The 14,593-nt window shown below is 74.3% G+C and carries 14 protein-coding genes and 1 pseudogene; 13 read left to right on the forward strand and 2 right to left on the reverse strand.

Annotation, left to right across the window (positions count from 1 at the left end):
- Positions 1-43: 43 nt before the first annotated feature.
- Complete coding sequence (locus D459_RS0111850) at positions 44-430, forward strand: hypothetical protein (RefSeq protein WP_017593226.1); 387 nt, start codon at positions 44-46, stop codon at positions 428-430.
- Between the two features lie 262 nt (positions 431-692).
- Here the strand turns inward: D459_RS0111850 and D459_RS0111855 are convergent, their stop codons facing one another.
- Positions 693-1,253, reverse strand: coding sequence for a hypothetical protein (locus D459_RS0111855; RefSeq protein WP_017593227.1), 561 nt, complete (start codon positions 1,251-1,253; stop codon positions 693-695).
- Between the two features lie 983 nt (positions 1,254-2,236).
- Here D459_RS0111855 and D459_RS0111860 point away from each other — a divergent pair.
- Together D459_RS0111860 and D459_RS0111865 are read left to right on the forward strand one after the other, a co-directional pair.
- Positions 2,237-2,839, forward strand: coding sequence for a hypothetical protein (locus tag D459_RS0111860; RefSeq protein ID WP_017593228.1), 603 nt, complete (start codon positions 2,237-2,239; stop codon positions 2,837-2,839).
- 474 nt (positions 2,840-3,313) lie between these two features.
- Entirely contained in the window at positions 3,314-3,943 is a 630-nt protein-coding gene (locus D459_RS0111865; RefSeq protein ID WP_017593229.1) for an RNA polymerase sigma factor, read from the forward strand.
- Positions 3,944-4,023: 80 nt separating this feature from the next.
- Here the strand turns inward: D459_RS0111865 and D459_RS0111870 are convergent, their stop codons facing one another.
- Entirely contained in the window at positions 4,024-4,551 is a 528-nt protein-coding gene (locus tag D459_RS0111870) for an inorganic diphosphatase (protein WP_017593230.1), read from the reverse strand.
- A 110-nt stretch (positions 4,552-4,661) separates the two neighbouring features.
- On the opposite strand from D459_RS0111870, the gene dacB reads away from it, so the two are divergent.
- From dacB to folK, 10 genes and pseudogenes are all read left to right on the forward strand, one after another.
- On the forward strand, positions 4,662-6,002 hold the full coding sequence (dacB, locus tag D459_RS0111875; RefSeq protein WP_017593231.1) for a D-alanyl-D-alanine carboxypeptidase/D-alanyl-D-alanine endopeptidase: 1,341 nt from the start codon (positions 4,662-4,664) through the stop codon (positions 6,000-6,002).
- A 162-nt stretch (positions 6,003-6,164) separates the two neighbouring features.
- Positions 6,165-7,241 (forward strand): annotated as a pseudogene (locus D459_RS31470) (zinc-dependent metalloprotease); the annotation flags it as partial.
- A gap of 245 nt (positions 7,242-7,486) precedes the next feature.
- The gene (gene tilS, locus D459_RS0111885; protein ID WP_017593233.1) at positions 7,487-8,458 is read left to right on the forward strand and encodes a tRNA lysidine(34) synthetase TilS; all 972 of its coding nucleotides are present in this window, start codon (positions 7,487-7,489) and stop codon (positions 8,456-8,458) included.
- Between the two features lie 248 nt (positions 8,459-8,706).
- The gene (gene hpt / locus D459_RS0111890; protein ID WP_017593234.1) at positions 8,707-9,258 is read left to right on the forward strand and encodes a hypoxanthine phosphoribosyltransferase; all 552 of its coding nucleotides are present in this window, start codon (positions 8,707-8,709) and stop codon (positions 9,256-9,258) included.
- A gap of 250 nt (positions 9,259-9,508) precedes the next feature.
- Positions 9,509-11,566 carry an ATP-dependent zinc metalloprotease FtsH gene (gene ftsH / locus D459_RS0111895; protein WP_026120306.1) on the forward strand — a complete coding sequence of 686 codons (2,058 nt, stop codon included), beginning with the start codon at positions 9,509-9,511 and terminating at the stop codon, positions 11,564-11,566.
- Complete coding sequence (folE, locus tag D459_RS0111900) at positions 11,563-12,159, forward strand: GTP cyclohydrolase I FolE (RefSeq protein WP_017593236.1); 597 nt, start codon at positions 11,563-11,565, stop codon at positions 12,157-12,159. Before ftsH ends, folE begins: the two co-directional genes overlap by 4 nt.
- 113 nt (positions 12,160-12,272) lie before the next feature.
- Entirely contained in the window at positions 12,273-13,214 is a 942-nt protein-coding gene (gene folP, locus D459_RS31475; protein WP_081620544.1) for a dihydropteroate synthase, read from the forward strand.
- On the forward strand, positions 13,211-13,669 hold the full coding sequence (locus D459_RS0111910; protein ID WP_026120307.1) for a nuclear transport factor 2 family protein: 459 nt from the start codon (positions 13,211-13,213) through the stop codon (positions 13,667-13,669). Before folP ends, D459_RS0111910 begins: the two co-directional genes overlap by 4 nt.
- Complete coding sequence (gene folB, locus D459_RS0111915) at positions 13,666-14,052, forward strand: dihydroneopterin aldolase (RefSeq protein WP_017593239.1); 387 nt, start codon at positions 13,666-13,668, stop codon at positions 14,050-14,052. The genes D459_RS0111910 and folB overlap by 4 nt, the downstream gene beginning before the upstream one ends.
- Positions 14,052-14,582, forward strand: a complete 531-nt coding sequence (gene folK / locus D459_RS0111920; RefSeq protein WP_017593240.1) for a 2-amino-4-hydroxy-6-hydroxymethyldihydropteridine diphosphokinase — start codon at positions 14,052-14,054, stop codon at positions 14,580-14,582. Before folB ends, folK begins: the two co-directional genes overlap by 1 nt.
- Positions 14,583-14,593 lie beyond the last annotated feature (11 nt).

Below are 14,593 nucleotides of genomic sequence, written 5' to 3' on the forward strand. Positions count from 1 at the left end.
TCGGTCGAACACGTGTTCTAGTCGGTCGGGTATGCTTCGGGGCATGCCCGACCAGCATGTGCCCGCGGAATGGCCGGCGGGCGTCCACCCGCCGGGAGCGGAGTCCTTCGAGGAGACCGCCGTGACGTGGCTGTTCGACCACGTCCCCGCCGACTACCGGCTGCACGGCGTGCTCCGCCGCCATCCGGTGGCGCTCTCCCGGCTCGCCGTGCGGCACGTCGCCGCCTGCCTGGAGGCCGCCCGCGAGGGCTACCGCACCGCCCGGGTCGATCTGCGCGACCACCTCGCCCCGCACGCGCTGGACCAGGTCATGCAGGCCTACATGGAGGAGGGGCGGCGGCTGTCCGCCCTGCTCCGCGAGGTCGAGGCGGTGGACGAGGCGCTCCGCTCCCAGTCCCGCGGCGGCCGCGCCGCAGCGGCCGATTTCTGAATCCCGCCGGGAATCTGCGTCCGCGGTGCCGCCGCCGAGCGGGACCGCCCGGTCGGCCTGGGCATCGGGGCCGGGCCGCTCGGGCACGTCCCGGAGGCGGTCGACCACTTCGCCTTCCTCGACCCCGGCGGCGACGGGCCCGGCTGCTGCTCCGAGGTGCGGCCGCGTGCCCCGTCCGGTGCGGGCGCGGTCCGGAGAGCGCGGACCGGCCGCCCCGGGAGGCGTTCCCGCCGCGGCGGGGCGTCCTCGGCCCTTGGTGCGGCTACGCCGTGGCGCGGACCGCCACCGCCGCCTCGGCACCGGTGTTGACCAGCCAGTTCCCGGTGCCCGCGGCGAGCAGCAGGGTCCGCCCGGGGAGCAGTTCGCGGACCGAGCGGAGCTCGCCGCCGGGGCCGGCGGAGAGCACGTGGGCCCGGCCGGAGACCAGGCGGAGCGCGGTCGCCGAGCCGGAGGGGGCCGGCGGGAGCGCGGTGGAGCCGTCGGGCGCGAGGGTCGCGCTGCTGATCCGCATCCGGCCGGAGGCGCCGCGCCGGACCGGGCGCGGCGCGGGGCGCCAGTGCCCGGAGCGGTCCGCGGGCGCGGGGGTCCGGCGGAGCGCGTCGGCCGCGGAGTCCGCGGCCGCGGCCAGCCGGCCCGCGGTGGGCGCGGTGCGCGGCGCGGCGGCCAGGTGGGCGTAGCCGGAAGGGCGGCCGGCATCGACGATGTCGCCGATCCCGTCCAGGCCGGAAGGGGCGGGGCCGTGCTGCGGGGTGCGCTCGGAGTGCGACGGAGCGTGGCGGGCGGTCGGGGTGCGGAGTGCGGAGGCGGTGGTTCGGTTCGACACCGGTGCGAGTCCTCGGATCCAACGTGTGCGGGCTGCGGGGCGGAGGCGGCACTGCCGCGGGCGCGGAAACGGGCCGGGAACGGCCTCGGCGGCCTCCGAAGGGTGCGCGGGGACCGGGCGCCGGCGTCGGCCGGCGGACACGGCGGTCAGCGCGGGAGAAGAGCGGAATGCTCAGGCGTCACTGCGGAAGGGAACGCGCGCTCAGCAACACGAAGGGCGCGTACACGGCAGCGGACACGACACGGCGGCCGTACGGCGAAGGGCCGCGGAGGCGCGGCCGGCCATGACCGGTCGAATCGGCTGCGTACGCGGGTGCATGGGGTCAAGGACACCAACGCCGGGGCGCCCTGTCAAGGAGTTCGGCGGAACCGGGGAGTCGCCTCCGTCACGTCGCCCGCCGCATCCCCGGGCCTTCCGGGCATTCCGCCCGCGCCGAGCGGCGCCGCCGGTCAGCGGGCCACCGCCGCCGCCGGCCGCGGCCGCCCTGCTCGGATCCGGCCGCGCCGGCGGGCGCGCGGGCGCCGATACGGGCCGAAGCGCCCGCCGGGCGAAGCGGCCGGGGCCTCGGGCCGCCGGACCTCTGCGCGGTCCGCCCGGTGCGCTGCTCATGGGCCGTGCGGCGGGTGCGCGGACGGGAGAAGGCGCCGCCCGTGGCCGTCCGGCGTGTCGGGAGAGGGCGGAAGACCAGGGGCACGGAATCGGGAGGTGACCGTCGGTGCGGGTTATCGGTCCAGGTCGGGATGGAAATGGGCGGGATGGCCGTCGGGGGGATCGGTCGTGCCCCCATGGGAGAACCACCGGTTTTCCGGTGAAGCCGTTGCGGGGCGCCGCGTTTCGGTGATGCCATGAAGGAGATCGCGGGTGGGTTGGCGTGACCGAAACAAGCGAAAGTGCGGTGCGCGTTGGCGGACGGAGGGCCGATCCGTCCCGGTGATGCCGCCGGGAGGGGGACCGGTGCGCTCGGGGAGGGGCGCGCCGGAGCCGTGGTGCGGTTCGCGGTCCGGGCCGCGATCGCCGCAGCGGCCGGGGTGATGGCCGCCGGCTTCCTCGGCTGGCGGGCCGGGCTGCTGGTGGCCGGTCTGGTGGTGGTCAGCTACCTGCTCCTCGGCGGTTCCGCCGCGCACATCCCGGCCCCCTGGGGGCGGGGCCGGCTGCTGCGCACGCTCCAGCGGCACGGCTACCGGCTGGCCGCCGATCCGGCCGGCCGGCACGTGCTGATCGGCCCGGGCGGGGTGTTCCTGCTGGAGAGCCGGGCCGCCCGGAACGCGGTGTCGCGCGCGGAGGGCGGGTGGCGGATCGGCGACCGCCCGGCCGAGCGGGTGGTGGACCGGCTCGCGGCGGCGGCCGCCCGGGTGGAGCGGCTGCTGGCCGGGACCGCGCGCGCCCGCGGACTTCCGGAGCCCGCGGTCGTCCCGGTGATCGCGGTCTCCGGCCGCCTGCCCGAGCCGGTGATGCGCGCCGACCGGGCGGTGATCGCCCGCCCCCGCGCGGTGCTCCGGTTCATCCTGGACCGCCCGGAGTCACTGGAGCCCGCCGAGGTGGACGCGCTGACCGCGGCCGCCCGCCGGGCCCTCGCCCGGCGCTGACCGGCGCCCCGGCCCCGCTCGGCGGGAGGCCGGCCCGGGCGGACGGCCGGTGGCCGGAGGCGCGGCCGGGAAGCGCGCCCGCTCTCCCGGTCGGCGCGCCCCTGCCGCGGCAGGCGGCGCGGACGCGCGGCGCGGCGGGCCGGTCGGTGTCCCGGCCCTGCGGGCGCCCTCTGCGGGAAGGGCGCCGCGGGGGCGGGTGCGGATTCCGCGGTGCGCTCCGGGCCGGGAGCCGGGTGCTCCGATCGGGGGCGGGGCCGCGGTGTGCGTCTCCGGGATGGGAACGGCAGGTCGAAAGGGTGTTACCGAAAGTAATAGGGGGCATCGTCCCGGATGCCGGGCGGGCGTCGGGGAGGGGCCGTCGATCCGGAATCGCGCCACGCCCGAAGCGTGTGAAGTGAGTGCAAGACGGGCGTTCGCGGTGTATTTCGGGGAAAGACTCCCGTTCCTCACCCGATGACCGTAGATTCTTGTCACATGATGGACCGGGACCTTGCCCTCGCCCTGCGATCCAGCCGCCCGTGCCCGACCCTGGCCTACGAACGCCTCTACGACGCCTACGGGGACGAGCTCTACCGCCTCTGCCTGCGCCGGCTCGACGACCCCGACAAGGCCCAGGCGGTCCTGCGCGACACCTTCATCGTCGCCGGCGCGCACATCCACCGCCTGGCCGATTCCGGCCGCCTGCGGGAATGGCTCGCGGCCATCGCCCGGGCCGAGTGCGAGCACCACCTGCCGCCGAACGGCGCCGACCGGGGCGCGGAATCCGCGGCGGCCGTCCCGCAGCCCTGCGCATCCGAGATGCGGGCCCCGGAGAAGTGCCCGGTCGGGGTCAGGCTCCGGGTGCTCAGCGGGCTGGTCGGCCCCGACCTGGAGGGGCACCGGGAGCACGTCGCGGTCCGGGCCGCCGGGTTCGACCGGGACGGCTTCCCGCTGCCCGCGCCGGAGCGCGGCCGGCCCGGCCTGCTGCGCACGCTGCTGCCCGCGGCGGCCGTCGCGGCCTGCGCGCTGCTCCTGGTGATGCTGGCGGTCTACGTCTTCACCCGCACCGGCCCGGAGGAGCCGCCGTCCTGGAGCGGCCTGCCCTCGGTCTCGCTGCAGCGCTGACCCCGGCCGCGGCGGGGCGGAACGCGGCGGGGCCCGGTGCGCGCTCGGCGCACCGGGCCCCGCCGGAATCCGGGGTCGGCCTACTCCTCGCCGCCCAGGGAGATGTGCGAGCGGTCGCCGTGCACGCCCGCCTCCTCGGCGCGCTTCACCGAGGCGATGACCTCCTGCTCGGCGTCGTGCCGGCCGCCCCAGGTGGCGCCCTCGACCGACTTGCCGGGCTCAAGGTCCTTGTAGACGGTGAAGAAGTGCTCGATCTCCAGCCGCTCGAACTCGTTCACGTGGTGAATGTCACGGAGGTGCTCCATCCGCGGGTCCGTGGCGGGCACGCAGAGCAGCTTGTCGTCGCCGCCGGCCTCGTCGCGCATCCGGAACATGCCGATGGCGCGGCAGCGGATCAGGCACCCCGGGAAGGTCGGCTGCTTGAGCAGGACCAGGGCGTCCAGCGGGTCGCCGTCGTCACCGAGGGTGCCCTCGATGAAGCCGTAGTCTGCGGGGTAACTGGTCGAGGTGAACAGCATGCGGTCGAGACGGATCCGGCCCGTCTCGTGATCCATCTCATACTTGTTGCGCTCGCCCTTGGGGATCTCGATGGTGACGTCGAATTCCATGCTGTTCTCGGCTTCCCTTACGACGACTAGTGTCGCTTCATCTGCAAAAGTCTCGCTGTGGCAGAGCCAGGAGGAAGGCGGGTGGCGGGGTGCGGACGAAACGGGTCCGGATGCTCCTGGCCTTGGCCATGCTCAACATATTCGTGCTGGCGGCGGGCTTCACCTCGCTGGACGTGATCGAGTCCCGCCCCGGGGAGCCCCTGCCTTATCCTGTCGCGCTCGCGGAGGAGAAGGCGGAGGCGGAGCTTCCGGACGCGAAGCCGATCGACCCCGACCGCCTGGCGGATCAGCTCGATGATCGCATGTCGGACACCGGTCTGGGTGACGGGCTCTCCGGGTATGTGGCGGACGGCACGACGGGCGAGCCGCTCTACGAGCGCGACGCGGACAAGGCGTTCACCCCCGCCTCGACCACCAAGATCGCCACCGCGCTGGCCGTTCTGGAGTCCACCGGCCCGGAGAAGCGGCTGCACACCGACGCCGTGCTGGACGGCGACGGCCGGCTGATCCTGGTCGGCGGCGGCGACCCGACGCTGACCGCCGAGGCCGGCCCGGACGACTACCCGGTGCCCGCGACGCTGACCCTGCTCGCCGAGCGGACCGCCGCCGCCCTGGAGGAGGCCGGCGTGGACTCGGTCGAGCTGGGCTACGACGACTCGCTCTACCCCGGCCCGGACACCGGCCCCGGGTGGAAGGAGAACTACGTCTACGAGGGCAGCGTCGCCCCGGTGCACGCCCTCATGCTCGACGGCGGCCGGGTGAACAAGGACGAAAACTACAGCGAGCGGGTGGGCGACCCGCCGCGCACCGCCGCGGAGGCCTTCGCCGACCTGCTCCGCGAGGAGGGCGTGCAGGTCGAGGGCGACCCGGAGCCGAAGCAGGCCCCGGACGGGGCGGAGAAGGCCGCCACGGTCGCCTCCTCCCCGATGTCCGCGCTGGTCGAGCGGATGATGCTGGCCAGCGACAACAACATCGCCGAGGCGCTGGCCCGCCAGGTCGCCCTGGCCGAGGGCGAGGAGCCGTCCTTCGAGGGCGGCGCCGCGGCCATGCAGGCGGTGCTCGGCCGGCTCGGCGTCGAGGACGTGCACGTGGAGGACGGCAGCGGGCTGTCGGTGAACAACCGCATCTCGCCGCGGGCCCTGGGCACGATGCTGCGGCTGGCGGGCGACCCGGAGCACCCGGACCGGAGCTTCACCATCAGCGGCCTGCCCACCGCCCACTTCACCGGCACCCTCGCCTACCGGTACGGCCCGGACGGGGAGTCCGGGGAGGGCGCCGGGGTGGTCCGCGCCAAGACCGGCACGCTGAACGGCGTGAGCACCCTCGCCGGCACCATCCGCGACACCGACGGGCGGCTGCTGGACTTCGTCTTCATGGCCAACGACGAGGAGGCCACCGGGGAGCTGCTGGACACCCTGGCCGCCGAGGTGGCCGGCTGCGGCTGCGCCTGACCCGGCCGCCCGGTCCCGTCCGGCCCTGGTCGGAGCGGCGGTTCCGGCGGCGCCGCCGCGCCCGGGCCGGCCCCCGGACCCTGACGAACCCTGAGGAAACCCGGAAAATCGGCGCGGTCCCGCCTCCGCCGGGGTACGCGTGGGTACGGTGAGGGCGTGACTGTGATCGACTGGGACGTAGCCGTCAACACCGGGATCCGCCTCGCGCGCCCCGGCCCCCAAGTGGACCTGGCCGATGCCCGGCAGGCCGTCGCCCAGCTGCGAGAGCTGTCGGTGGCCGCTCAGGGGCACGTGCAGGACTTCACCGGAATGACCCTCCTCGAACCGGCCGGGCCGGCGGTCATCGTCGACCGCCCCGGCTGGATCAGGGCCAACGTGGACGGGTTCCGCGTGGTCCTGGAGCCCATCCTGGACCGGCTCGGGGCGCAGCGGATCGCCGCGGGCGCCGGCGCCGCCGGGTCCATCACCACCGCGGTCGGCTCGCGCATCACCGGTGCGCAGCTGGGCGCGGTCCTCTCCTACCTGGCGGGGCGGGTGCTCGGCCAGTACGAGCTCTTCCTGCCGCCGGACCCGGACGGCAACGCGCCGACCGGCCGGCTCACCCTGGTGGCGCCCAACATCGTGCAGGCCGAGCGCGAGCTCGACGTGGACCCGCGGGACTTCCGGCTCTGGGTCTGCCTGCACGAGGAGACGCACCGGATGCAGTTCAGCTCCAGCACCTGGCTCCGCGGCCACGTGCAGGGGCTGATGCAGGAGATGCTGCTCTCCTCCGACATGGACGCGGCCGCGTTCCTGGACCGGCTGCGCGCCGCCGGGGAGGCCGTCGCCGAGGTGGTCCGGGGCGGCGAGGGCAGCCTGCTGCAGGCGTTCCAGAGCGAGCAGCAGAGCGAGATCATGGACCGCATCACCGCGGTCATGTCGCTCGCCGAGGGGCACGGCGACTACGTGATGGACGCGGTCGGCCCCGGGGTGGTGCCCTCGGTCGCGGAGATCCGCCGCCGGTTCCAGCGCCGCCGCGAGGGTGCCAACCGGATCGACCGGATCATCCGGCAGCTGCTCGGCCTCGACCTCAAGATGAAGCAGTACGAGGAGGGCGCGGCGTTCGTCCGCAAGGTCGTCGCGCAGGTCGGCATGGCCGACTTCAACCGGGTCTGGGAGTCCCCGGAGACCCTGCCCACCCTCGCCGAGATCCGCGACCCCGACGCCTGGATCGCCCGGGTGGTCCGCCCGGCCGCCCTCGCCCCGGGCGCGGAGGCCGCCGCGGTGAAGGGGGGCGGCACCGCTCCGGCCTCGGACGACACCGCTCCGGCATCGGACGACGCGGTTCCGGCGAAGGACGGCGACGCCCCGGCGGCGGAAGAGGCCGCCCCGGCGGCGGACGCCGGCGACGCGGCTCCGCCGAAGGGCGCCGCGGACACTGCGGACACCGCGGACACCGGGGACGGCACGGACGACGCCCCGCCGCGGGGCACCGCAGAGGGCGCGTGACCGGTCCACCGCCGCCGGTCGCCGACGTCCGGCGGGCGGTGCGCCGGGCGCTGTCCGGACTGCCCGCCGGCTCCCTGGTCCTGGTCGCCTGCAGCGGCGGCGCCGACTCGCTGGCACTGGCCGGCGCGGCCGCGTTCGCCGCGCCCCGGATGGGGCTGCGGGTCGGCGGGGTCACCGTCGACCACGGGCTGCAGCCGGGGTCCGCGGAGCGCGCCGAGCGGACCGCCGCCGCGATGCGCGGCCTCGGCCTGGACCCGGCGGTCTCGGTCGCCGTCGAGGTGGGCCGCTCCGGCGGACCGGAGGCGGCCGCCCGGACCGCCCGCTACGCCGCGCTGGACGACCGGGCCGACCGGCTGGGCGCCGCCGCGGTGCTGCTCGGGCACACCAGGGACGACCAGGCGGAGACGGTCCTGCTCGGGCTGGCCCGCGGCTCCGGGGCCCGCTCGCTGTCCGGGATGGCCCCGTGCTCCGGCCGCTACCTGCGCCCCCTCCTCGGCCTGGGGCGGGAGCGGGTCCGCGCGGCGTGCGCGGCGATGGGGCTGGAGCACTGGGAGGACCCGCACAACGCCGACCCGGCCTACGCCCGGTCCCGGGTCCGGCACGAGGCGCTGCCCGCCCTGGAGCGGGTGCTCGGCCCCGGCGTCGCCGAGGCGCTGGCCCGCACCGCCGGGCTGCTCCGGGACGACGCCGACGCGCTGGACGAGTGGGCCGGGCGGGCCGCCGCCGAGGCCGCGCCGGGGCCGGGCCTGCTGGACGCCGGGGCGCTGGCCGGGCTGCCGCGCGCGGTGCGCACCCGGGTGCTGCGCCGCGCCGCGCTGGACGCGGGGGCGCCGGCGGGCGCGCTGAACGCGGGGCACGTCGCCGAGCTGGAGCGGCTGGTCACCGAGTGGCGTGGGCAGGCCCACGTCGACCTGCCCGGCGGCCTGCGCGGCCGGCGCGAGGGCGGCGCGGTGCGGATCGGCCGCTGACGCCTCCACGCGCCTCCGCGCCCCGCCCCTGCCCCGATGGTCTCAACGCTGCGGCCCCATCGGAGCGCTCTGCCGCCCCCGCAGCGCCGAGACCAGCGCGGGGCGGGCGGTCACCGAGCGCGACCGGGCGCATCCGCCGTGGTCACCGCCGGGTTCCGCGTATGTCGGGGGCGTCGCGGGGGGTTCCGGCGCCTTTATCCTGGTTGGGTTCCGATGGATCGCGAGCCGAGCAGCGAGGGCCGAGAAGCGTGGACGCCAAGGACATGGGTGACGACCTGGAGAAGGTCCTGGTCACCGAGGAGCAGATCAAAGCCCGCCTGCGGGAGCTGGCGGCGGAGATCGACGCCGACTACGCCGGGAAGGACCTGCTGCTCGTCGGGGTTCTGAAGGGGGCGGTCATGGTCATGGCCGACCTCGCCCGGGAGCTGCACCACCCGGCGGAGATGGACTGGATGGCGGTGTCGTCCTACGGCGCGGGCACCACGTCCTCGGGGGTCGTGCGGATCCTCAAGGACCTGGACGCCGACCTCAAGGACCGGCACGTGCTCATCGTGGAGGACGTGATCGACTCCGGGCTGACCCTCTCCTGGCTGGTGGGCAACCTGCGGTCGCGCGGCCCGGCGTCGGTGGAGGTGTGCACCATGGTGCGCAAGCCGCTGGCCTTCGACGTCGACCTGGACGTCAAGTACATCGGGTTCGACCTGCCCAACGAGTTCATCGTCGGGTACGGCCTGGACTACGCGGAGAAGTACCGGAACCTGCCGTTCATCGGCACGCTCGCGCCGCACGTCCACGCCTGACGGGGGATCGGGGCACCGGGAACAATCGGGGGCGGCGGAGGCGTTGCCCTCTTGACGGTCGAGTGCCGAACACCGCGTCCGGACTCGCCAGTGCGGTCGGCGAGAAGCGGGGTGTACCGTCGATTATCCCGGCATCAACATGGGGAATTACGTGTCCGATAGGTCCCGTTTCCGGCCCGGTGCCCGCAATGCCGTGTCGGGGCAGAGGCCGCCTGGTCAGGAGGGACGGACCCAGCGGGGTTCCGTATAGATGAATCTCAAGCGCTTGTACCGCGGGCCGTGGCTGTGGATTCTGGCCATCGGTCTCATACTCTTCGCCGTTTTCCAGTTCACCGGCCTCGGCGGCGGTTCCGGTCCGGAAAAGGTCGACACCTCGAAGGCCCTTGAGGTCATCGAGAAGGACCAGGTCGAGAACGCCAAGCTGGTCGACAAGGAACAGCGGATCGAGCTGAGCACGACCGACGGCAAGGTCTACGAGGCCTACTGGGTCGACGGCCAGGGCGACCAGATCGCCGCTCAGCTCGCCGAGCTGGAGCAGGACGGCAACCTCAAGTCCTACGACGTCGAGGTGCCGCAGGAGAGCATCTTCGCCTCGCTCCTGTTCAGCTTCCTCCCGCTGATCATCATCATCGCCATCTTCCTGTTCATCATGAACCAGATGCAGGGCGGCGGCTCCCGGGTGATGAACTTCGGCAAGTCCAAGGCGAAGCTGATCAGCAAGGACACGCCCAAGGCCACCTTCGCCGACGTCGCCGGGGCCGACGAGGCCATCGAGGAGCTGCAGGAGATCAAGGACTTCCTGCAGACCCCGTCGAAGTTCCAGGCGATGGGCGCCAAGATCCCCAAGGGCGTGCTGCTGTTCGGCCCGCCCGGAACCGGTAAGACGCTGCTCGCCCGGGCCGTCGCCGGCGAGGCCGGGGTGCCGTTCTACTCCATCTCCGGCTCCGACTTCGTGGAGATGTTCGTCGGCGTCGGCGCCTCCCGGGTGCGCGACCTGTTCGAGCAGGCCAAGGCGAACGCCCCGGCGATCATCTTCATCGACGAGATCGACGCCGTGGGCCGGCACCGCGGCGCCGGCATGGGCGGCGGCCACGACGAGCGCGAGCAGACGCTCAACCAGATGCTGGTCGAGATGGACGGCTTCGACGTCAAGACCGGGGTCATCCTGATCGCCGCCACCAACCGCCCGGATATCCTCGACCCGGCGCTGCTCCGCCCGGGCCGGTTCGACCGCCAGATCGTGGTGGACCGCCCCGACCTGGAGGGCCGCAAGGGCATCCTCAAGGTGCACGCCAAGGGCAAGCCGATGGCCGACGACGTCGACCTGGACGTGGTCGCCCGGCGCACCCCCGGCATGACCGGCGCCGACCTGCAGAACGTGGTCAACGAGGGCGCGCTGCTCTCCGCCCGCGCGGGCCGGAACCAGATCGACATGGCCACCCTGGAGGAGGCCATCGACCGCGTCATGGCCGGCCCGGAGCGCAAGACCCGGGTGATGAGCGACGCGGAGAAGAAGGTCATCGCCTACCACGAGGGCGGGCACGCCCTGGTCGGGCACGCGCTGCCCAACGCCGACCCGGTGCACAAGATCACCATCCTGCCGCGCGGCCGCGCGCTGGGCTACACCATGTCGCTGCCGACCGAGGACAAGTTCCTCACCTCGCGCTCGGAGATGATGGACCAGCTCGCCATGATGCTCGGCGGCCGCGCCGCCGAGGAGCTGGTCTTCCACGAGCCCACCACCGGGGCCAGCAACGACATCGACAAGGCCACCTCGCTGGCCCGCAACATGGTCACCGAGTACGGGATGAGCGAGCGGCTGGGCGCCCGCAAGTTCGGCTCCGGCAACACCGAGCCGTTCCTGGGCCGCGAGATGTCGCACGCCCGCGAGTACTCCGAGGAGATCGCCTCGCTCATCGACGAGGAGGTCCGCCGCCTCATCGAGTCCGCGCACGACGAGGCCTACGAGGTCCTGGTCGAGTACCGGGAGGTCCTCGACGACCTGGTGCTGCACCTGCTGGACAAGGAGACCCTCTCCAAGGAGCAGGTGCTGGAGATCTTCGCGCCGGTGCGCAAGCGGCCCTCCCGCGGCTCGTTCACCGGCTACGGCAAGCGCCAGCCGTCCACCCAGCCGCCGGTCAAGACGCCCAAGGAGCTGGCGCTGATCGGCCCGCAGGACGTGGAGGGCCTGGCCTCCGCCAACGGCCGCAGCGGCTACACCGGCGAGCACGCCGGGCAGGCGCCGGACGCGGAGCGGGAGGCCGGGGAGCAGAGCGCGGACGGCGAGCGCGGAGAGGAGTCCCGTTGATCCCTGAGGAGGCGCCGGAGGCCGGCGTCGACCAGGCGCGGATCGAGAAGGCGGTCCGGGAGATCCTCCTGGCCGTCGGGGAGGACCCCGACCGGGACGGGCTGCAGGACACCCCGGCCCGGGTGGCCCGCGCCTACGCCGAGCAGTTCAGCGGCCTGCAGCAGACGCCGGAGGACGTGCTCACCACGGTGTTCGAGGCCCAGCACGAGGAGATGGTGCTGGTCAAGGACATCGAGCTGTACTCCACCTGCGAGCACCACCTGGTGCCGTTCTACGGCAGCGCGCACGTCGGCTACATCCCCAACGCCAAGGGGCAGATCACCGGGCTGTCCAAGCTGGCCCGGCTGGTCGACGTGTTCGCCCGCCGCCCGCAGGTCCAGGAGCGGCTCACCTCCCAGGTGGCCGACGCGGTCATGACCCACCTGGAGCCGCGCGGCGTCATCGTGGTGATCGAGGCCGAGCACCTCTGCATGACCATGCGCGGGGTGCGCAAGCCCGGCGCGAAGACCGTCACCTCCGCGGTGCGCGGCGACTTCCGCAACCGGGACCGGACCCGGGCCGAGGCGATGAGCCTCATCCTCGGCCGGGGCTGACACCGCAGGCACCGAGCGCCCGCGCCGTCCCCGACGGCGCGGGCGCTCGCGCGTCGAGACGACATCCAGCGCCGATGCGACGGCGAGGGGGTCTCTCTCATAGGGTTGACGGCATGGTGTCACCGCATTGCGATCTGCCGGGCCTCCCCGCCAAGGGGCGCTGCCTGGTCATGGGGGTGGTCAACGTCACCCCGGACTCCTTCTCCGACGGAGGGGAGTGGTTCGACCGCGGCCGCGCGGTCGAGCACGGGCTGCGCCTCGCCGCGGACGGCGCCGACCTGGTCGACGTCGGCGGGGAGTCCACCCGCCCCGGCGCGCAGCGGGTCCCCGAGGAGGAGGAGCTGCGCCGCACCGTCCCGGTGGTGCGGGAACTCGCCCGGCAGGGCGTCGCGGTCAGTATCGACACCATGCGCTCCCGCGTCGCCGACCAGGCCGTCCAGGCGGGCGCGGTGCTCGTCAACGACGTCAGCGGCGGACTGGCCGACCCGGCCATGGCCCGGATGGTGGCCGAAACCGGGGTCGCCTACGTACTCATGCACTGGCGCGGGCACAGTAACGACATGGAGAAGCGCGCGGTCTACGCCGACGTCGCCGGAGAGGTCCACGACGAACTGCGCATGCGCATGGAGTCCGTGGTCGGCGAGGGCGTGGACCCCGGCCAGATCGTGCTCGACCCCGGGCTCGGGTTCGCCAAGCGGCCCGAGCACGCGCACAACTGGCGGCTCCTCGCGCACCTCGACCGCTTCGACGATCTGGGACGCCCATTGCTGATCGCCGGCTCACGCAAGCGCTTCCTCGGACGGCTCCTCGCCGACGAGCACGGCACCGACCGCCCGTTCACCGAATCCGACGACGCGACCCTGGCCCTGACCACCCTGTCCGCAGCCGCCGGCGCATGGGCGGTCCGCGTGCACGACGTGCGCCCCAACGCCGACGCCGTCCGAGTGGCCGCCGCCTGGCAGGACGGCGGGGCCTCGCTGAAGGCCGGCCGCGGCGAGCCGGTCGGCTCCCTGGTGCACGGCGCCGCCCCCACCGGACCCCGGAGCGGCCTGTGAGGTCCCGCCAGGAGGTCATGGAGCGCGTGGCGGAGGCCAACGCGCAGTTCTACGGGGCCATCGAGAACGGCGACATCGACGCGATGCACCGGGTGTGGGCCGAGGAGGACGACGCCCCGGACCTGGTCTGCGTCAACCCCGGCTGGCCGCTGCTGCGCGGCCGCGCGGAGATCCTCCGAGCCTGGGCGCTGATCATGGCGAACGTGCCCTACATCCAGTACGTCCTCACCGACACCCACATCGGGGTCAGCGGCGACGTGGCGATGGTGACCTGCGAGGAGAACGTCCTCACCGCGGAGGACGACAGCCCCGGCTTCATCGCGGGCGGCCAGGTCGTCACCACCAACATGTTCGTGCACACCGCCGCGGGGTGGAGGATGTGGTCGCACCACGCCTCCCCGGTGATGCCCGACGAGGACGAGGAAGACGAGCAGGGGAGCGCGGCGGAGGCATGACCACCGACATCGGGATGGACCTGCGGGGCGACCGGATCGCCCTGCGCGGCCTGCGGGCCTACGGCTACCACGGGGTCTTCGCCGAGGAGCGCCGCGACGGGCAGTACTTCACCGTGGACGCCGTCCTCGACGTGGACACCGCGCCCGCCGCCGCCAGCGACGACGTCGCCGACACGGTGCACTACGGCGAGCTCGCCTCCCGCCTGGTGGAGGTGGTCACCGGGGAGCCGGTGAACCTGCTGGAGCGGCTCGCCGAGCGGCTGGCCCGGGTCTGCCTGGCCGAGCGCGGGGTCCGCCGCGCCCAGGTGACCGTGCACAAGCCCGGGGCGCCGATCCCGCACGAGTTCGACGACGTCTCCGTGACGATCGTGCGGTCCCGCTGATGGGCCCCGCGGGCACCCGCCGCGCCGTGCTGGCGCTGGGCGGCAACATCGGGGACCGGATGGCCGTGCTGCAGGGCGCGGTGGACGCGCTGTTCGGCGCCGGCACCGGGCTGCGGCCGGTCGCGATCTCCCCGGTCTACGAAACGGAGCCGGTCGGCGGCCCGGAGCAGGGCCGCTACCTCAACGCGGTGGCGGTGGCCGACTGCTCCCTGGAGCCGAAGGAGCTGCTCGCCCTCACCCAGCGCACCGAGCAGGACTTCCACCGGGTGCGCGAGGTCCGCTGGGGGCCGCGCACGCTGGACGTCGACGTGATCGCGCTCGGCGGGGAGATCAGCGGCGACCCGGAGCTCACCCTGCCGCACCCCCGCGCCCACCAGCGCGAGTTCGTGCTGCGCCCGTGGTCCGAGGCCGACCCGGAGGCGGTCCTGCCGGGCCGGGGGCCCGTGGCCGACCTGCTCCGCGCCCTCGGCGACCAGGGTGTGCGGCGCCGTGACGACCTGGAGCTGCACGCGCCGGGCAGCGCCGGCTGAGAGGAGCGCGG

The organism is Nocardiopsis potens DSM 45234, assembly GCF_000341105.1.
In the GTDB taxonomy this organism is placed as follows: Bacteria; Actinomycetota; Actinomycetes; order Streptosporangiales; family Streptosporangiaceae; genus Nocardiopsis_A; species Nocardiopsis_A potens.